12 protein-coding genes and 1 pseudogene are annotated in these 19,319 nt (G+C 71.1%); 9 read left to right on the top strand and 4 right to left on the bottom strand.

Annotation, left to right across the window (positions count from 1 at the left end; genetic code table 11):
• Positions 1-63: 63 nt before the first annotated feature.
• Entirely contained in the window at positions 64-4,653 is a 4,590-nt protein-coding gene (locus EJ357_RS42925; protein ID WP_126397553.1) for an FtsK/SpoIIIE domain-containing protein, read from the top strand.
• On the opposite strand, the gene EJ357_RS42920 is transcribed toward EJ357_RS42925, so the two are convergent.
• On the bottom strand, positions 4,619-6,583 hold the full coding sequence (locus tag EJ357_RS42920; RefSeq protein WP_126397551.1) for a collagenase: 1,965 nt from the start codon (positions 6,581-6,583) through the stop codon (positions 4,619-4,621). The two genes, EJ357_RS42925 and EJ357_RS42920, sit on opposite strands and share 35 nt — an antisense overlap.
• Before the next feature lie 150 nt (positions 6,584-6,733).
• Positions 6,734-7,687, bottom strand: a complete 954-nt coding sequence (locus tag EJ357_RS42915) for a LysR family transcriptional regulator (protein ID WP_126397549.1) — start codon at positions 7,685-7,687, stop codon at positions 6,734-6,736.
• Positions 7,688-7,812: 125 nt separating this feature from the next.
• Between EJ357_RS42915 and EJ357_RS42910 the strand changes: the two genes are divergently transcribed.
• On the top strand, positions 7,813-9,267 hold the full coding sequence (locus tag EJ357_RS42910; RefSeq protein ID WP_126397547.1) for a glyceraldehyde-3-phosphate dehydrogenase: 1,455 nt from the start codon (positions 7,813-7,815) through the stop codon (positions 9,265-9,267).
• A gap of 75 nt (positions 9,268-9,342) precedes the next feature.
• Here the strand turns inward: EJ357_RS42910 and EJ357_RS42905 are convergent, their stop codons facing one another.
• Both EJ357_RS42905 and EJ357_RS42900 read right to left on the bottom strand, forming a co-directional pair.
• A complete protein-coding gene (locus EJ357_RS42905; RefSeq protein WP_126397545.1) occupies positions 9,343-10,983 on the bottom strand; it encodes a thiamine pyrophosphate-binding protein in 1,641 nt (546 codons plus the stop codon).
• Positions 10,980-11,765 (bottom strand): cyclase family protein, encoded by a 786-nt coding sequence (locus EJ357_RS42900; RefSeq protein ID WP_126397543.1) that lies wholly within the window; start codon positions 11,763-11,765, stop codon positions 10,980-10,982. Before EJ357_RS42900 ends, EJ357_RS42905 begins: the two co-directional genes overlap by 4 nt.
• 202 nt (positions 11,766-11,967) lie before the next feature.
• Between EJ357_RS42900 and EJ357_RS42895 the strand changes: the two are divergent.
• The 7 genes and pseudogenes from EJ357_RS42895 to EJ357_RS42865 all read left to right on the top strand — a co-directional run.
• Positions 11,968-12,520, top strand: a pseudogene (locus EJ357_RS42895) (cellulose binding domain-containing protein); the annotation flags it as partial.
• Between the two features lie 35 nt (positions 12,521-12,555).
• Positions 12,556-14,187 carry a cellulase family glycosylhydrolase gene (locus EJ357_RS42890; protein ID WP_126397541.1) on the top strand — a complete coding sequence of 544 codons (1,632 nt, stop codon included), beginning with the start codon at positions 12,556-12,558 and terminating at the stop codon, positions 14,185-14,187.
• Between the two features lie 178 nt (positions 14,188-14,365).
• Positions 14,366-15,403: an ABC transporter substrate-binding protein gene (locus EJ357_RS42885; RefSeq protein ID WP_126397538.1), complete on the top strand. Its 1,038-nt coding sequence runs from the start codon at positions 14,366-14,368 to the stop codon at positions 15,401-15,403.
• A gap of 64 nt (positions 15,404-15,467) precedes the next feature.
• Entirely contained in the window at positions 15,468-16,472 is a 1,005-nt protein-coding gene (locus EJ357_RS42880) for a FecCD family ABC transporter permease (protein WP_126397536.1), read from the top strand.
• The gene (locus EJ357_RS42875) at positions 16,469-17,554 is read left to right on the top strand and encodes a FecCD family ABC transporter permease (protein ID WP_126397534.1); all 1,086 of its coding nucleotides are present in this window, start codon (positions 16,469-16,471) and stop codon (positions 17,552-17,554) included. Before EJ357_RS42880 ends, EJ357_RS42875 begins: the two co-directional genes overlap by 4 nt.
• A 154-nt stretch (positions 17,555-17,708) precedes the next feature.
• On the top strand, positions 17,709-17,963 hold the full coding sequence (locus EJ357_RS42870) for an EF-hand domain-containing protein (RefSeq protein WP_126397532.1): 255 nt from the start codon (positions 17,709-17,711) through the stop codon (positions 17,961-17,963).
• A 375-nt stretch (positions 17,964-18,338) separates the two neighbouring features.
• On the top strand, positions 18,339-19,202 hold the full coding sequence (locus tag EJ357_RS42865; protein ID WP_175647732.1) for an alpha/beta hydrolase: 864 nt from the start codon (positions 18,339-18,341) through the stop codon (positions 19,200-19,202).
• Positions 19,203-19,319 lie beyond the last annotated feature (117 nt).

Here is a 19,319-nt window from a genome sequence, read left to right as displayed (position 1 = left end):
ACCGCCGACCGCAGTCCGGCACCGCGACCCTTTGCCCGTCCGCGAACCCCCTGAAGGGGAGACATGAAACTCCTCATCACCACCGTCGTCGACGGCGATCCCGCAAGCCGTCAGGACGTCGTGCTGAGCGCCGATGCCGCCACCCCGGTGCGCGACATCGCCGAGCACCTGGCCCGGCTGCGCGCCGACGACCCGGCATCGACGCCTGACCAGGCGCCCGTCTGCTACCTGGGCGACGACCCGCTGTCCCCCGGGACTCCCTTGGCCGGTACACCCGTGATGGACGGCAGCGTCATCGGCCTCGGCGCACCCGTCCCCCGGGCCTGCGCGGAGTACGGACCCCAGCGCCTCGCCATGCCGCAACCTCAGCGGGTGGACCACTCTCCGGTGGTGGAACTCCAGGTGGTGGGCGGTCCGGACGCGGGACGGGTGTACGCGCTGGGCGTCGGCACCCACGGCATCGGCCCGCTGGAGGGCTCCGCCGTACCGCTACAGGGCCGTGGCCTGCCGTCCGAGGGCATACGGATCTCCGTACGCCCGGACGGATCCGCCATCGTAGAGCTGCCGCAGGACGCCGGCGCGCGTCTGTCCGTACCGGAGCCGCCGGTGCACCGGGGTAGACCGAACGTCGAGCTGCTGCCCCTGTCGGAGCAGGACGAGGAGGATGGGGAGGAGGACCAGGCGGCGGAGCAGGTCGCCGATGTGACCATCCTCCCGGACGGCTGGGAGCCCTGGCCGCTCGGCGGTGAGCTCGCCCTCGGCGAGTACCTGCTGCGGCTGACGGAGCCGACGCAGCGGGACGCCGCGGTGGTGCCGTCCGAGGGCGGCGGCGGGCTGGACTACAACCGGCCGCCGCGCATCCTGCCGCACCTCGAACCGGAGCGCTTCCGCCTCCCTGGACCACCCGAGCCGCCCAGCCGCAGGCCCATCCCGTTCATGGTGGCGTTCGCCCCCATGTTCATGGGCCTCGGCATGGTGCTCATCTGGAACTCGTACTACTACCTGCTTTTCATGTTCATGTCGCCGATGCTGATGGCGGCGAACCACGTCAGCGGCCGGCGTACGGCCCGCAAGGACTTCGAGGAGAAGTCCCGCACCTACCGGCTGCGCCGGGCCTCGCTGGAGGAGGACGTCCGGCAGAAGGTCGTCACCGAGCAGCGGCTGCGCACCGAGAGCGCGCCCGACCCGGCGGTGGCCGGTCTGTGGGGCGTGGGCCCCGGCCGCCGGCTGTGGGAGCGCCGGCGCGGCGACCCCGACCACCTGGCCCTGCGCATCGGTACCGCGAGCCAGCCGTCCCTGCTCGGCATCGACGACACTGCGCGCGAGGACAACCACACCTCCGTGCACTGGACCATCCCCGACGCGCCCGTCAGCGTCGACCTCGAACACTGCGGAGTGGTGGGGCTGGCCGGTGAGACCGGCCCGGTGCAGGCGCTGGCCCGCTGGATGACCGCCCAGGCCGCCGTCCTGCACACACCGCGCGACCTGCGGATCGTCGTCCTCACCGACAAGGCGTCCGAGGAGTCCTGGGACTGGGCCCGCTGGCTGCCGCACTCCCGGGACGGTCTGCCCGGATCCCGCGGCGGTGCCGTCGCCCTCGTCGGCAACGACCCGGAGACGGTGGCCAACCGGGTCGCCGAGCTGGTGTCCACCCTGCGCACCCGGCAGCGGGCCGCGGAGTCGACCATGAGCAAGGCGCTGCTCAGCGAACCGGACGTGCTGGTCGTGATGGACGGCGCCCGGCGTCTGCGTGACGTCCCCGGCGTGGTCTCCATCCTCAAGGAAGGCCCGGCCGTACGGATCTTCCCGCTCTGCCTGGACCACGAGGAGCGGCTCCTGCCCGAGGAGTGCACCGCGGTGGTCCGGTACGAGAACCACCGGCTCACCCTGCGCCGCACCGGTCTGCCCGCCATACCGGACATCCTCCCGGACCTGGTCGAACCGGCCTGGTGCGAGCGCCTGGCGCGGGGCATCGCCCCGATCCACGACGTCACCCCCGACGCCTCGGAGGGTCTGCCCGACCGGGTCGGCCTCCTCGATCTGCTGGGCCTGCCGGAACCGAGCGGTGAGGCCGTCGCGGCACGCTGGGCCGGGCGCCTCGCGTCCACCGAGGTGCTGCTCGGCGCGGGCTACGACGGTCCGGCCGCCTTCGACCTGGTCAAGGACGGACCGCACGGCCTCGTCGCGGGCACCACCGGATCCGGCAAGTCGGAACTGCTCCAGACCCTCGTGGCCTCCCTCGCCGCCGTCAACCGGCCCGACGAGCTGACCTTCGTCCTGGTCGACTACAAGGGCGGCAGCGCCTTCAAGGACTGTGTGCGGCTGCCGCACACCCTCGGCATGGTGACCGACCTCGACAGCCACCTCGTCCAGCGGGCGCTGACCTCGCTGTCGGCCGAGCTGATGCGCCGTGAGCACATCCTGGCGGACGCCGGGGCCAAGGACCTGCCCGAGTACCAGACCATGCGCCGCCGGGACCCCGAACTCCTGCCCGTACCCCGGCTGGTCATCGTCATCGACGAGTTCGCCACCCTCTACCGGGAGATCCCGGACTTCATCCCGGGCCTGGTGAGCATCGCCCAGCGCGGCCGGTCCCTGGGCATCCATCTGATCCTGGCCACCCAGCGTCCGGCCGGTGTGGTCAACGCCGACATCCGCGCCAACACCAACCTGCGGATCGCGCTGCGGGTGACCGACGCCACCGAGAGCCAGGACGTCATCGACACCAAGGACGCCGTCAGCATCTCCCCGAGCACCCCCGGCCGGGCTCTGGCCCGCCTCGGGCACGGCACGGTCGTACCGTTCCAGACCGCGTACGCCGGAGCCGTCCGACCGGGAGCGGTTCCCGTCCGGCAGCCGCAGCCGACGACCGAGGCCGAGGCCCCCCGGATCTGGGGCACCGAGTTGCCGTGGCAGCGCCTCGGCCGCGCGGTCGGCGTGCCGTGTGCCGAAACCGGGCCCACCGCTTCCGCTGTGGACGACGGCTCCCCCACCGACCTCAACGCGCTGGTGGACGCGCTGCGGGAGGCGGCGGAACTCACCGGCTGCGCCCCGCAGCCCAGCCCGTGGCTGCCCCCGCTCGGCCAGTCCGTGCTGGTCGACGATCTGCCGCAGCCCGAGCCGACCGGCGACTCCCGCCTTGCCCCGGTACCCTGGGCCCTGTCGGACCTGCCCGGCGCCCAAGCGCAGGAGCCGGTGCGGCTGGACCTCGCCACCTTCGGCCACCTTTATGTCATCGGCATCCCGCGCTCGGGCCGTTCGCAGGTGCTGCGGACCATGGCCGGCGCGCTGGCCCGCTCCCACACCGCCGCGGACGTGCATCTGTACGGCATCGACTTCGCGGGCGGCGCGCTGTCGGCCCTGGGTGTGCTGCCGCACTGCGGCGCGGTCGTGCCGCGCGGCGACAACGAGCGGCTGGAGCGACTACTCACCCGGCTCGACGCCGAACTGCACCGCCGCCAGGAGCTGCTGACCCGGCATCACGCGGCGAACCTGTCGGAGCTCCGCGAGATGGTCCCTGCCTCTTCCCGTCCGGCGCACGTGCTGCTGTTCGTCGACGGCTGGGACGCGCTCGTCGACCTCATCGCCGAGCACAACGGCGGTCGGCAGATGGACCAGTTGAACCGTCTGCTCAGGGAGGGCGCCGCCTCGGGTCTGCATGTCGTGGCGACGTCCGAGCGGGCCCTGCTGGCCGGGCGGGCCACCGCACTCAACGACAACAAGCTGCTGCTGCGCCTGAACGACCGCACCGACTACCACGTCGTCGGGAAGCGCTCCAGCGCCCTGCCCGAAGTGATCAGGCCCGGACAGGGCTGGGTTTCCGACGGAACCGAGATCCAGGTGGCGTTGCTCGCGCCCGGGGCGACCGGTCAGGAGCAGGCGGAAGCGCTGCGTGCCATCGGCACCGAGGCGACCCGCCGCGACGCCGGGCTGCCCGCCGCCCGCCGGCCCGTGCGGATCGGCACGCTGCCGGCGAAGGTGGCGTTCACGGACGCGTACGAGAAGGTGGCCGAGGAGCTGCGCCGGCCCATGTGGGGCCTGCTGGGGCTGGGCGGCGACGACGTCGCACCGGTCGGGGTGGACTTCGCGGGTTCCTCGCCGACGTTCGTGGTCGCCGGGCCGCCCGGCTCCGGCCGCAGCACCGCGTTGGCGAGCCTGGCGGTCTCCCTGCTCGCCTCCGGCACCCGGCTCGTCGTCCTCACGCCACGGGAGTCGCCTCTGCGTGCGCTGAACGGTCACCCGGGCGTACGCCTGCTCACCGCGCCGGCCCCCACCTCGCAGGAGCTCGCCACCGCACTGGGCAGCGGCGGCGAGCCCCGCGTGGTGCTCGTCGACGACGCCGACCTGCTGATCATGCCGGCGATCGACCAGGACCTGCGCGCCCTGGTCGAGTCCGGCCGGGACCGCGGCATCGGCGTGGTCGCCGGTGTCACCGGGGAGACGATGGCGGGCGCCATGGGCTGGCTCAGTGCCCTGAAGCGGCACCGCCGGGGCGTGCTCCTCGACCCCCAGAGCGTGATGGAGGGCGACATCCTGGGCGTGCGCCTGACTCAGGCTCAGCTGCGCAACCGCAGGCAGGGCCGGGGGCTGACCGTCGACCCGCGCTCCGGAGAGCTGATCAGCGTGCAGATCCCCGAGACGACCCTCGACTGACGGCCGGCGCCACAGCGCACGCGCCGGCGGCGCACTCCGTCAGCCACTGGTCGAAATCGGCGTCGTAGCGGGTGCCGATGTCGGTGGCGTAGACGGCGTACCCGCCGGGGTAGTCGCCCACGCGGAAGCGGGCGAGCATGCGCTGAAGGTCGGCCGAGTGCTTCTCGAACATGTAGCGGACAGCGAGGTAGCCCCACGCGTACGTGCGGGTCACATCGCTGTTGGCGTACGTGTTCTGGAACAGCGTGCTCAGCCGGTACGTGTGCTTGCCGGCTTCCGTGACCGCCTGGTCGTAGGTGACGCGACGGTAGCCGTAGGAGACGTACTCGGCCACGCCCTCGATCCACCAGACGTCGGGGACCGAGGTCTGCTGCGCGAAGTCGCCCTTCATGTTGTGGACGGCGTCGAGGTAGTGCATGTACTCGTGGTTGAGGTTCCAAATCCTGGCGGCGTGTCCGGTGTCCTGGCTCTTCTGGTACATGACCGCGAAGGGCTTGTTGGCGGGGTCCGTCGGGTCGTCGATCACGGTCATGCCGCCGTTGTCCGTGCTGATGCCGAAGATCGCACCCGCGTACGTGCGGTAGTCCTGGGCGCTGGCGAAGACGGCCAGGTCGAGGGTCGACAGGTACTGGCCCGGGATGGGGCCGTCGTCCTTGACGAGGTCGTGGACGTAGGCGTCCTGGCCCAGCAGGCTGGCGCACGCCGCGGCGAGGTCGGCCGAGGTGAGCGACTGGGCGCGGATGGTGCGCGTGGCGTCGCAGCCGTGGGTGGTCGGCAGGGCCGCGCGCATCAGCTGGCCGCTCAGGTCGCAGACGCCGTAGTAGGCGCAGTTGGCGCGGTCGTAGGCCTCGGCCTGGGTCGCCACGGCCACCCAGAGGCCTGCCGTGGGGCCTGTGATGCGGGAGGAATCCAGGAGCTGCTTTGCCTGCGGGCGGACCGTGGGCTGCAGCGCAGTGTGTTCGACGTAACGGCCCAGGTTCATCCCGGCGTTGGAGGTGAGGTAGGCGCGGTCGGTCCCCAGCAGGTCCAGGTGGGCCAGCGCGAACTTCTGCAGGGTCCGCGTGATGGACGGGTCGGCGGTGACCGCCCTGACGTAGTCCGCGTTCCAGTTGCCGCGCCACAGCGGGGTGTACACGGCGTTCACGGCGGCGAGCATGCTGCGGATGGCGTCGTAGGAGCTGTTGTAGGCGTTCAGCATCCGCTGGTAGACGCTCAGATAGCGGGCCTGCTGGTCGGCGCTGTCGGTGAGGACGACGACCTCGCCGAGCACGTCGCCGTTCGCGGCGGTGACGTCCCCGGAGCGCGGGCGGGCGAAGAAGGTGTCCAGGCCGCGGGTGGTGTTCCGAGCCAGCGATGTGCCGTACGGGCCCACGTCGTCCGGGTGGTTGAACTGCACGTAGTAGCCGGCTCGCAGGAACAGCACGAGCTGGTGCACGCGGGAGGAGTTGTCACCGTTGTAGGTCCGGGCCGCGCTGGTGAAGGCCTGGGAGACGGTGACCATCTGGGGCTCGCGGAAGATGGCGCGCGCGTCCGAACCGGTCACCGCGAACAGGGTGTTGACGCACTCGGTGGTCGACGCCTTGACGAACGCGACGAGTGCGGCGCCGGTCCGGCCGCCGAAGTCGCCCGGAGTGCATGACTTCGGCTTGCCGGTGGCCCGCGTGGGTGGCGGAGCCTGGGTGGGCGTCGGTTTCAGGGGCGGGATCCGGTCCGGGGTGAGTGCCTTCTTCTGTACGGCGGCCCGGGCGACGTCATGGGTGAGCGAGGCGGTCGGTGGTGGTGTCGTGCTGCGGGGCGAGGTCACGGAAGGCTTGACGTCCGGGTCGGCCGGGGGTGCGGCGAACACGGGCGTCGACAGGAGGCCGGAGAGTGTGGCGCACACGGCGAGTGCGCCGAGCATGCGTCTGGGCAGCACTAAGCGGTAGCGCATCGGGATACCTCCAGGGAGTTGATGCGCCTCGGTTGGGGTGCTGAGGCGTGTGAGGCACTGTCTCAGCGCCTGTCCGCGCCAACAATGGCGTGTGACATAGCACATGGCACTGGCGAGCCATAACACCTGACAGCCGGAGCGGGCAGCCGCCTACGCTCCGGTGACGCTCCATGTGCGGGCGGCCCATGACCTCAAGTGCGGGGACCGGGCGGCGAGTTCACGGTGAGCGGCCGCCGCCGACTGGAAGAGCGCCTCCGCCGTCTCCGCCGGGACCGCCTCACGTCGCCACGCAAGGACGTAACGGCACCACAGCGGGGTACCGATCAGCGGCTTGATCACGACACGCGGGATCGGGCGCAGTGTCGGCTGGACCGCGGACACGCCGAGCCCGTCGGCGATCATCCCCTGCAACTGCAGCTGGTCGCCCAGGAATTCATGCACTGCGACTGGAGTGAAGCCGGCCGCCGAGCACGCCGTGTAGAAGACCCCGGGCCAGCCCGCCCCGTCGTCAGGCGTGACGAACCACGCCTCCTCCGCCAGGTCGGCGAGCGCGACCTGAGCCCGGTGCCGGAGCGGATGGTCGGCCGGCAGGGCCACGAAGGTCGGCTCGGTCACGATCCCGCGATGGGCCACCGCGTCCGAGTGTTCCAGCTCCTTGCCGGGGTAGTCCGCGGCGATGGCGGCGTCCACCGTGCCGGCCTCCAGCAGTTCGACGATCCGTGAGGAGGAGTACACGCTGTTCACCGCGAGCGAGACGTCCGGCAGCCTGGCCCGCAGACCGGCGACCGTGCCCGCCAGCATCGGCGAATTGGTCGCCGCCACGCGCAGTGTCCGGCGCGGCGACCCGCCGGCCGGTCGGCGACCGATCGCGGCCGCGCGGGTCAGGACGTCGCGCGCCTGAGCCACCACCTCGACGCCGTACCGGGTCGGCCGTACCCCCGTCGGCCCGCGCTCGAACAACGGCTCACCGAAGTGCCGCTCGATCCGCCGGAGTTGGGTGCTCACCGCGGGCTGGGTGTACCCCAGTTCCACCGCGGCCCGGCCCACGCTCCCCGCGTCCGCGAGCGCGCACAGCACCCGCAGATGCCGCAGCTCCAGCTCCATCCACCCCTCCTGTCGGGCAAATCCTCTCAATACGGGGCATACGCGGACCCCAATGACCCCTGCTTGAACGATCGTCGCACCCTGCGGTTAGCATATGAGCGCCTCCTAGCTCGAAAGATAGGCCTGTGACTGTCAACGACGACTCGTTCACCAACTGGAAGAACCGCGAGGAGATCGCGGAGTCGATGATCCCGCTCATCGGGAAGCTGCACCGGGAGCGGGACGTCACCGTCCTCCTCCACAGCCGCTCCCTGGTGAACAAGTCGGTGGTCAGCATCCTGAAGACGCACCGGTTCGCCCGGCAGATCGGCGGTGAGGAGCTCTCGGTCACCGAGACCCTGCCGTTCGTGCAGGCCCTCACCACGCTCGACCTCGGCCCGTCGCAGATCGACATCGGCATGCTGGCCGCGACGTACAAGGCCGACGACCGCGGTCTGACGGTGGAGGCGTTCACCGCCGAGGCCGTCGCCGGTGCCACCGGCGCCAACAAGATCGAGCGCGGCGAGGGACGTGACGTCGTCCTCTACGGCTTCGGCCGCATCGGCCGGCTCGTGGCCCGCCTGCTGATCGAGAAGTCCGGCTCGGGCAACGGTCTGCGGCTGCGTGCCATCGTCGTGCGCGGCGGGGGCGGGCGGGCCGACGAGGATCTCGTCAAGCGCGCCTCGCTGCTGCGCCGTGACTCCATCCACGGCCAGTTCCAGGGCACGATCACCGTGGACGAGGCGAGCAGCACGATCTTCGCCAACGGCAACGCGATCAAGGTGATCTACGCGAACGACCCGTCCGAGGTCGACTACACGGCGTACGGCATCAAGAACGCCATCCTGATCGACAACACCGGCAAGTGGCGCGACCGCGAGGGCCTGTCCGAGCACCTGCGCCCCGGCATCGACAAGGTCGTGCTGACCGCGCCGGGCAAGGGCGACGTCCCCAACATCGTGCACGGCGTCAACCACGACACCCTCAAGCCGGACGAGCAGATCCTGTCCTGCGCCTCCTGCACCACCAACGCCATAGTGCCGCCGCTGAAGGCGATGGACGACGAGTTCGGTGTGCTGCGCGGCCACGTGGAGACCGTCCACTCGTTCACCAACGACCAGAACCTGCTGGACAACTACCACAAGTCCGAGCGCCGCGGCCGCAGCGCGCCGCTGAACATGGTCATCACCGAGACTGGTGCCGCCTCGGCCGTCGCCAAGGCGCTGCCCGACCTCAAGGCGAAGATCTCCGGCAGCTCGATCCGCGTGCCGGTGCCGGACGTCTCGATCGCCATCCTCAACCTCCAGCTGGGGCGCGAGACGAGCCGCGAGGAGGTCCTCGACTACCTGCGCGAGGTGTCGCTGACCTCGCCGCTGCGCCGCCAGATCGACTTCATCACGGCGCCCGACGCGGTCTCCAGCGACTTCATCGGCTCGCGCCACGCCTCCATCGTGGACGCCGGCGCCCTCAAGGTCGACGGCGACAACGCGATCCTCTACCTCTGGTACGACAACGAGTTCGGCTACTCCTGCCAGGTCATCCGGGTCGTCCAGCACGTCTCCGGGGTGGAGTACCCGACCTTCCCGGCACCGGCGGTCTGATCCCACGCACGTCGCCCCGCCCGCCCCGGCGCATCACGGCGGGCAGGGCGACGTCGCGGGCTTCGGGCCCGTACTTCAGTGGCCCCGGAACGCCTCCTCCAGCCACCACGAGCCGTGATCGGCGACCACCTTGGCGTCGATGAGCAACGGCGCGGACCTCGGCCCTGCCACCCAGTCCGCCACCGCCTTCAGATCGGCCTGCGTTCGCACGGTCACCGCCTCGAAGCCGTAGCCCCGCCCCACGGCGGCGATGTCCGTCGGCGGGAAGCGGACGGTGTCCAGGGGGTGCCCGTCGGGGCCGAAGTGGTGCACCTCGGCCCCGTACGCCTCGTCGTCGTACACCACGACCACCATCGGCAGCCCGAGCCGCCGCACCGTGTCGAGCTCGACGGCCCCCATCAACGCGCCGCCGTCCCCGAGCGCGGCCACCGGCAGCCGCTCCGGCTGGGCCAGCGCCGCCCCGATCGTGGTCGCCAGGCCCAGCCCGATCGACTGGAACGCCTGCGTGAAGCAGAAGCCCTTCTCGTCCGGCACCGACAGGTACGCGCTCGGGTAGCCCATGAAGTTGCCCGAGTCCACGCCGACGACCCGCTCGGCGGGCAGTACGGCGTCGAGCGCGACGCTCAACGTCCGGGGGTCGATCCGCTCACGTGTGCTCATGTCCTCGTACGGCACGTCGCGCAGGCGCACGCGTGCCGCGAGGGCCGCACCGGTCTCCGGGCTCCGGTAGCCCTGCCGCCGCTCACCGCCCGCCTCGAACACCTGCCGCGCGGTGAGCCGGACGTCGCCGGTGACACCGAGGTGCACCGGCCGGTGCGCGCCGAGTGCGGCCGGCTCGTCGTCGACCTGTACGACGGTCGCGTCGGCGCCGATGAGGCTGCCGTGCCGCATCGTCCACATGTTGAGGGCGCAGCCCCAGCCGACGATCAGGTCCGCGCCCTGGATCAGTTCGCAGGCCAGGGGTGAGGCGAAGCCGCCGGAGATGTCCAGCGACCAGGGGTTGCCGTGGAAGAGGCCGCGCGCCACGGCCGAGGTCGCCAGCAGCGCGCCGTGCTGTTCGGCGAGTGCCTCCAGTGCCGCCCGGCCGCCCGGTCCGCGTGATCCCCGGCCGGCCACGAAGACCGGCCGCCGGGACCGCCCGAGCAGCTCCGTCAGGGCCGTCACGCCCTCCGCGTCCGGCTCGACCGCGGCCCGTTCCGGCGGTGGCGCCGCCTGCGCCAGGGCGCCGTCCGGCACGTCGGACGCCTGCACCGGCAGGGGGAGGTTGAGCAGGACGGTGCGCCGCTCGCACACCGCCAGCCCCACCGCCGCGCAGGTCTGCTCGACGGCCTCCTCCCCCGACGTCACCCGAACCGTGACCGCCCCCACCGCGCGGGCCAACGCCTCTTGGTCGACATAGAAGTTGGAGCGGGGCTCGGTCACCTCGGCGGCGAGCACGACGAGCGGCGTACGGCTCTTGGCCGCCTCCGCGATCCCGGTCATCGCGTTCGTCAGCCCGGGCCCCTGGTGCACGCTCACGACCGCGACCTCGCCGCTGGTGCGGGCGTACGCGTCGGCCATCGTCGCCGCGCCGCCCTCATGGCGAGCGGCGACGAACCGCGCCCCCGCCGCGACCATGGCGTTCGTGACGTGGAAGTTGCCCGATCCGACCACACCGAAGACCTGGCCGACCCCGGCCGCGCACAGCGCCCGGCCGACCGCTTCCGCGACCTTCATGAGCGCTCCACCAGCGCGAGCACGCGCGCGGGAGCCCCGGAGCCGGTGACGATCGGCAGCGGACCCGCGATGACGACCGAGCCGGTCGGCGGCAGAGCGGCGAGGTTGCGCAACTGCGTCAGACCGTACTTGTCACTGCCCATGAGGTAGGAGTGGCAGGGATAGGCGGGGTCGAAGGAGTGCGCGCCCCCGGCGTCCGTGCCGACCGTCTCGACGCCGAGGCCGATCACCGGCGCCTCCTCGGCGACCCAACGGGCACACTGCGCCGACAGACCGGGGGTGTGCGGGCCGTTCTCGTCGGCGTTGAGGAACGCCTCCTGGGACTGCGAACGAGCGTCCCAACCGGTGCGCAGCAGCAGCCAACCGCCTTCGGGCAAGGGGCCGTTCTCAGCCTCCCATGCCTTCACGTGGTCGATCTCGACCAGGAAGTCGGGGTCCTCGGCGACCTCGGCGGTGAAGTCCAGCACCGCCGCCGGAGCGATCATCCTGCGGGCCGGTACGGAGGCCACGTCGGTGAGGTCCTTGCCGGTGACCCAGTGGTTCGGGGCGTCGAAGTGGGTGCCGGTGTGCTCGCCGCTGCGGAAGTTGTTCCAGTACCAGGCGGGGCCCCGGTCGTCGTAGCGGCTGATCTCCTCCAGCTCGAACACGGCCGTCTGCCCGAACTGAGGCGGCAGTTGGATCACCGGTGTCGACGAGGACAAGGGCGAGGTGAGGTCGACGACGTCGATCGCTCCACTGCGCAGACCGGACACCAGCGCGGCAAGGACGGACGGCTCGGGCATGACGCCTCCTCGGTTCTCCGGAACTCTTCGGTTCTCTGAACTCACAGCATCGCAGGCACACTTCCCGCCTCTTGACGCGTCAATGACAACGGTGGCTTGATTTGCATGGGAGCGCTCCCACTCGCGCGGGGCGCGCCGACAGATGCGGCCCGGGAAGGGAACACCATGCGCGGCACCCGTCACCCAGTCTCGCGGAGCAGCGGTCGTCGACCTCAACGCACGGATCCCCGAGTGGGCGCGGGCGACGAGCACCGGCCGCTCCCCGGTGACCGTGGTCGACCAGTGGACGGACTTCAGCACGGCAACCGACACCTACGACGGCGTGCACCCGAACGCCTCCGGCGATGACAAGCTCGCCGCCCGCTGGTATCCGGCTCTGGCGGCGCTGCTCGACGCGGGAGTACCCGGAGACCCCGGTGATCCGGGCGATCCGCCCGCCTGCACCGCGTCCTTCCGGGCCGTCTCCGCCTGGCAGGGCGGCTACCAGGGCGAGGTCACGGTGACCAACGCTTCCAGCACCCCGGTCACGGGCTGGACCGACGGTCGTACCGGCCGACGGCGCACGACTCACCCAGGTCTGGAGCGGCACCTTCACCACCGCCGACGACGGCACGGGCGCCGTCACCCACGCGGGCTGGAACGGCACCCTCGCGCCCGGTGCGAGCACGAGCTTCGGATTCATCGCCAGTACCCCGGCAACGGCCAACGCCCCGTCGGCGACTGTCACTTGCACGGCGCGCACCGCGTCCTCCTGACGCCTCGTCACCCCATCTCACCCTTGGGAGCCGCCATGAGACCCCGCACCCGCACCGCCCCACCAGTGGCCGCCGTCCTGGCCGCCCTCCTGGGCCTGCTCGCCCCGTTACTCTCCTTCGCCCCGCCCGCTCAGGCGGCGGCGACCGGCATCCACATCAGCAACGGCCGTCTGCTGGAAGGCAACGGCAACGATTTCGTGATGCGGGGCGTCAACCACGCCCACACCTGGTATCCGAACCAGACGCGGTCGCTGGCCGACATCAAGGCACTGGGCGCCAACACCGTCCGGGTGGTCCTCGCCGACGGCCATCGCTGGACCGCGAACAGCGCCTCGGACGTGGCGAACGTCATCTCCCAGTGCAAGGCCAACCGGCTCATCTGTGTCCTGGAGGTGCACGACACCACCGGCTACGGAGAGGAGGCCGCGGCCGGGACCCTCGACCAGGCGGCCGACTACTGGATCGGCCTGAAGAGCGTGCTCGAGGGCCAGGAGAACTACGTCGTCATCAACATCGGCAACGAGCCCTGGGGCAACACCAATCCCGTCGGCTGGACCGATCCCACCATCGCCGCGATCAAGAAGCTGCGCAGCGCCGGCTTCGCGCACACGATCATGGTGGACGCGCCCAACTGGGGCCAGGACTGGCAGGGCGTCATGCGGGACAACGCCAGGTCCGTCTACGCCGCCGACCCCACCGGCAACCTGATCTTCTCGATCCACATGTACAGCGTCTACGACACGGCCCAGGAGATCACCGGCTACCTGAACACCTTCGTCAACGCCCAACTGCCCATCCTCATCGGCGAGTTCGGCGGTCCGCCCGACCAGTACGGCGACCCGGACGAGGACACCATGATGGCCGCCGCCCAGCAGCTGCGGCTCGGCTATCTGGCCTGGTCCTGGAGCGGCAACACCGACCCGATCCTCGACCTGGCGGTCAACTTCAACGCGGACCAGCTCAGTTCGTGGGGCCGGCGCATCTTCAACGGTGTGAACGGCATCGCCGCCACCTCGAAGGAAGCCACCGTCTACTCCTCGGGCGGTGGCGACACCACTCCCCCGACCGCTCCCGGGACACCCACCGCCTCGGAGGTGACCTCGTCGTCGGCGAAGCTGACCTGGGTCGCCGCCACCGACGCGACGGGTGTCACGGGCTATGACGTGGTGCGCGTCCACGGCACGGGCGAGGCCGCGACCGTCAGCACGACCGCCGCCTCCGCCACGGTCACCGGCCTCGCGCCCTCGACCTCGTACACCTTCGCCGTGTACGCCCGTGACGCCGCCGGCAACCGCTCGCCGCGTTCCGCCACGGTGACGGTCACCACCGCCTCCGGCGGATCGTCGGCGAACTGCGGTGTCGGCTACCGGGTGACGAACGAGTGGCCCGGCGGATTCCAGGGCGAGATCGCCCTGCGCAACACCGGCAGTTCGGCGATCAACGGCTGGACGCTGCGCTGGACCTTCCCGGACAGCCAGCGCATCAGCAACCTGTGGGGCGGCACCGCGACGCAGAGCGGCGCCGAGGTGAGCGTCGCCTCCGTGTCGTACACGGCGTCGATCGCCCCGGCGGGTTCGGTCACCCTGGGCTTCACGGCCACGAAGGGCAGCACCAACCCCGGCCCGACTGCCTTCACGGTCAACGGCTCCGCCTGCTCGTCGAACTGACCCCCCCTTTTCTCCGGCCTCCTTGGCGCCCTGTCGGCACAGGGCGCCAAGGCAGCGCACGCCGGCGACACAGGACCGTGACAGGGACCACACAGACTCACGTGTAGGGCACACGAAAGGCCCGGATAAGGTGAGGCTGGCCTAATGGCCGTCCGTATACCTCCAAGGGAGCCTTGCCATGCTTCACCGGCGCCGCGGCACTGCCGCCGTCGCTCTTGCCGTCGCCGCCGCCCTGTCCCTCGCGGCCTGCGGTGGCTCCAACGACGGCGCGGACAACGCGGGTTCCGGGGCCGCCGACAAGAAGGACGTGGCCAAGGGCGGCAAGGACTTCGCGTCCGCCGCGAAGAAGACCGCCGCGATGGGCACCGACGCCAAGGCGGGTCAGTGGCCGCGCACCGTCGAGCACGCCATGGGCGAGACGGTCATCAAGTCGCAGCCCAAGCGTGTCGTGGTCCTGGACGTCGGCGAGCTCGACAACGTCGTCTCGCTCGGCATCAAACCGGTCGGCCTCGCCCCCACCGAGGGCTCCCCCGAGCTGCCCTCCTACCTGAAGAAGGACGCCGGCACCCCGGCGAACGTCGGCACCATCAACAACCTCAACCTGGAGGCGATCGCCGGCCTCAAGCCGGACCTGATCCTCGGCAGCCAGCTGCGCGCCGCGGACAAGTACGACGAGCTGTCGAAGATCGCGCCCACCGTCTTCTCCATCCGCCCCGGCTTCACCTGGAAGGAGAACTACCTTCTGAACGCCTCGGCGCTGGACAAGACCGCCGAGGCCAAGGCGAAGCTCGCCGCGTACGACAAGAAGGTCGACGAACTCGGCGCCGAGCTCGGTGCCGACAAGCCGACCGTGTCGATGGTCCGGTTCATGCCCGACGGTGTGATCCGGCTCTACGCCAACGCCTCGTTCATCGGCACCATCCTCAAGGATGCCGGCATCCCGCGCCCGAAGAACCAGGACATCGAGGACCTGGCCGCCGAGGTCAGCGCCGAGAACATCGACCAGGCCGACGCGGACTACATCTTCACCGGTGTTTACGGCGACCCGAAGGCCACCGACAAGTCGCGCGCCCAGGGCAACCCGCTGTGGAAGAACCTCAAGGCGGTCAAGGCCGGTCACGCGTACGACGTCCCGGACGAGACCTGGTACCTGGGTCTGGGCGTCACCGCGGCCGGCGAGGTCCTCACGGACCTGGAGAAGTACCTGGCCGAGTAAGGCCACTTGACGCAATCGCGCCCGGCGAACCAGCCAAGAACCGAGCAACAGCAGAAGGAACCGCATGTCCCGTGCCACCCGGCGACGCCTCGCCTGGACGGTCACGGGCATGCTCCTGCTGTCCCTGGCCGTAGTGCTCAGCCTCGCCCTCGGCAGCCGGCAGATCCCCCCGGGCGAGGTGTTCGACGCCCTGCTGCACGGTGGCACAGGTGACAACGCGCAGGTTGTGCGCACGCTGCGGGTCCCCCGCACGGTCATCGGCGTGATGGTCGGGCTGGCCCTCGCGGTCGCCGGAGTCGTCATGCAGGGCATCACCCGCAATCCGATCGCCGAGCCCGGCGTCCTCGGCGTCAGCCAGGGCGCCTCGCTGGGTGTCGTCTGCGCGATCGCGTTCCTCGGGGTGCACACGCCCGCCGGCTACGTCTGGTTCGCGTTCGCCGGTGCGGGGATCGCCGCGGTGGCCGCGTACGCCGTGGCGGGCAGCGGACGCGGTGGCGCCTCGCCGGTCAAGCTGGCGCTGGCCGGGGCCGCGATGAACGCGTTCATCGCCTCCGTGGTCTCCGCCATCGTCACGACTGACGCCCGCGCCCTCGACGAGTTCCGCTTCTGGGACGTCGGCTCGATCGGCGGGCGGGACGGTGCGGTCGTCGCGCAGACATGGCCGTTCCTGCTGGTGGGGCTGGTGCTGGTCGCCGTCGCGGCCCGGGGTCTGGATGCCCTCGCCCTGGGCGACGACGTGGCCAGGGGGCTCGGTCATCGGGTGGCCCTGACGCGGGCCCTCGGCGCGCTCGCCGCGACCGTGCTGACCGGCGTCGCCGTCGCGGTCGCCGGTCCGATCGCCTTCGTCGGGCTCGCCGTCCCGCACATCGCGCGGGCGCTGGTCGGCGCCGACCACCGCTGGGCCCTCGCCCTGTCCGCGCTGCTGGGCCCCACGGTGATCCTGGTGTCGGACGTACTCGGTCGTGTCGTCTTCGCGCCCTCGGAAGTGCCGGTGGCCGTGATGACCGCGTTGCTCGGCGTGCCGTTCCTGGTCGCGCTGGTACGCAGGAAGGCGACGGTGGCGGCGTGACACGGCCTCTTGAGCGAACGAGCCCGGCGCCTGCGCGGCTGCGCCCCGCCGGCTACACCGTCGTCCGCGTCGGAGACCGCAGCTTCCTGCTGCACCGCCGGGCGAGTGCCGTCGCGCTGCTGCTGGCCTTTGTAGTGGCAGTGACGGCCGTCGTGTCCCTGTGCGTCGGCGAGTCGTACGTCTCCCCGACGGCGGTCGTCCGCGTGCTGCTCGGGCAGCCGAGCCCCGACGAGCTGGTCGTCGGCACGCTGCGGCTGCCCCGTCTGGTGACGGGTCTGCTGGTCGGTGCGGCCTTCGGCGTCTCCGGCGCGCTGATCCAGTCCGTCGCGCGCAACTCCCTGGCCAGTCCCGACGTCATCGGTGTCACGCACGGTGCGGGCGCTGCCACGGTGACGGCGATGACCTTCGGACTCACGTCGTACGCCGTCCTGCCGTACGTCTCGGTCGTCGGCGGGCTCTCGGCCGCCGCGCTCGTCTACGCCCTCGCCTGGCGGGGCGGCCTGCACGCCACGCGTTTCGTGCTGGTCGGCATCGGTGTGTCGATCGCGCTGGGTTCGCTGACCCGGCTGTTCCTCACCAAGGGCGACTATCTGGTGGCCCAGCAGGCCAAGGTGTGGCTGACCGGTTCGCTCAACGGCCGGGGGTACGACCAGGCCGCGCCCCTCGCCTGGGTCCTGCTGACGCTGGTCCCGGCCCTGCTGTGGGCGGCCCACGCCCAGCGCATGGTGTCCCTGGACGACAGCACGGCGACCGCGCTGGGCGTACGGCTCGGTCCGGTCCGGCTGGGGCTCACCGCGATCGGGGTGGTGCTGGCGTCGGTGGCGACGGGAGCCGCGGGCCCGGTCGACTTCGTGGCGCTGCTCGCCCCGCAGATCGCCCACCGGCTGACCCGTACCGCCCAGATTCCGCTGCTCTCCTCCGCCCTCACCGGCGCCGGGATCGTCCTCGTCGCCGACCTGCTGGCCCGCCGTGTGTTCTCCCCGGTCGAGCTGCCGGTGGGGGTGCTCACGGCCGCGGTCGGGGCGCCGTATCTGATGTGGCTGATCGCCCGGACCCGGGCTCGCTCGGCCGGCGGTACATGACCTGGCGTGCGGAACGGAGGCCGGGAATCGCCGCTGCGCACGGACAGCCTGCGGCGGGAGGCCCGCGGAGGCAACCTGGAAGTGTGCGCAGGCGTCTTCTTCTTGGAGCGGGGTGGGCCGACCGCCTGCCGACATCAGGAACGAGGGTGGAACGATGAGCGAGAAGGCCCGCAAGCTGTTCGAGGCGCTCGATCTCGACCACAACGGGACCCTGACCCGCGCAGAGGTGATCATCGCCCTGCGGACGAAGGGCCCGTCCCTGGCCGCGTCGGGCGACCTGCCGTTCTGGGCCGTGGGGGACGAGAACGCCTCCTCCGCGCTGTTCGACGCCGCCGACCAGAACGGGGACGAGGAACTGACCCTGGAGGAGTTCGCCGCGGTGGTCGACCGCCGGTTCGGCTGGCACTGAGGCCCCGGTTCGGCTGGCACTGACCCACTGCACGGGAAATCGTGTCGACCGCGAGGCTCGAATTACCGGATCCGGACTCACCGGTGAATACGACGAGTGCACCTCTTGGCAGGTCGACCGAAACGTCTCGGAGTTTGTGCTGACGGGCACCTTCAACGACGAGGAAATTCCGCACTTTCTCGACGGCAGCACCGCGTTACCGCTGGTGAACGCCCCTACGCCAGGCAACCGCCCGCGTGCGGCCCTATGCGGAGTTACTCATTCATGTAGTGCGAATGATCTTTCCTTGGCTAGGGTCGGACAACCTGTACCGGGCAACCGCCCGCGTGCCGCCGATGCCGCCCATGCCGTTCAGGTCAGAGAGTGAGCAAACAGATGCAACCGACCTTCGTCCTGGTTCACGGGGCCTTCGCGAACTCCTTCTCCTTCGCGCCCCTCCAGGCCGAACTCGGCCTTCTCGGGCACCGTTCGGTCGCGGTGGACCTGCCCGGGCACGGATTCGCGGCGACCTACCCGCAGGCCTACCAGGCTCCGCAGGACCCCGAAGGGCTCGCCGCCGCGCCCGGCTCGATCAAGGGCGTGACGCTCGCCGACAACGCCGCGCACCTGATCGGGATCCTGGAGCGGGCGAAGCGGAACGGCCCCGTGATCCTCGTCGCGCACAGCCGCGGCGGAGTCACGGCCACCGCCGCGGCCAACGCGCGACCCGACCTCATCGACCGCATCGTCTACGTCTCGGCCTGGTGTCCGGTCAACCTCGACGTCGGCGACTACTACGCCGAGCCGGAGATGGCCACGGTCGACCCGACGTCCCTGGCTCTCGCGATGGCCGGGAACCCGGCCGACCTCGGCCTGCTCCGCGTCAACTTCCGCACCGCGGACCCGGCCGCCCTCGCCGCGTTCAGGGCGGCGTTCTTCGCCGACGGCACCGACGACGAGTTCCTGACCTTCCTCAACACCTTCCAGCCCGACGAGAACCTGGACGTCGGCACCTCCGCCGACCGGGCGCAGGCCGCGACCTGGGGCCGTATCCCGAAGACCTATGTGCGGCTGGCCGACGACGCGAGTCTGCCGCTCGCCCTGCAGGACCGGCTGATCCGCGAGGGCGACGCGCTCACCCCGGACAACCCCTACGACGTCCGCACCCTCGCGGGCAGCCACCTGAAGTGGCTGGTCGACCCGGCACCGGCCGCGCAGGTCCTGGGCGACCTCGCCGAGCTCGTGACGGCCGCGCGATGACGCCCCGCGCAGGCTCGGCGCGCGAGCGAATGGACCGTCGGTGCCCGATCCGTCCGGGCTCCGCAGCGGGAAGAGGCCGAGGTCACAGCGGAGGAGAGGGCAAGGTCACAGCCGTGC

The sequence above is a fragment of the Streptomyces cyaneochromogenes genome, from assembly GCF_003963535.1.
Lineage (GTDB): Bacteria > Actinomycetota > Actinomycetes > Streptomycetales > Streptomycetaceae > Streptomyces > Streptomyces shaanxiensis.
This window is presented reverse-complemented; position numbering and strand designations above follow the sequence as displayed.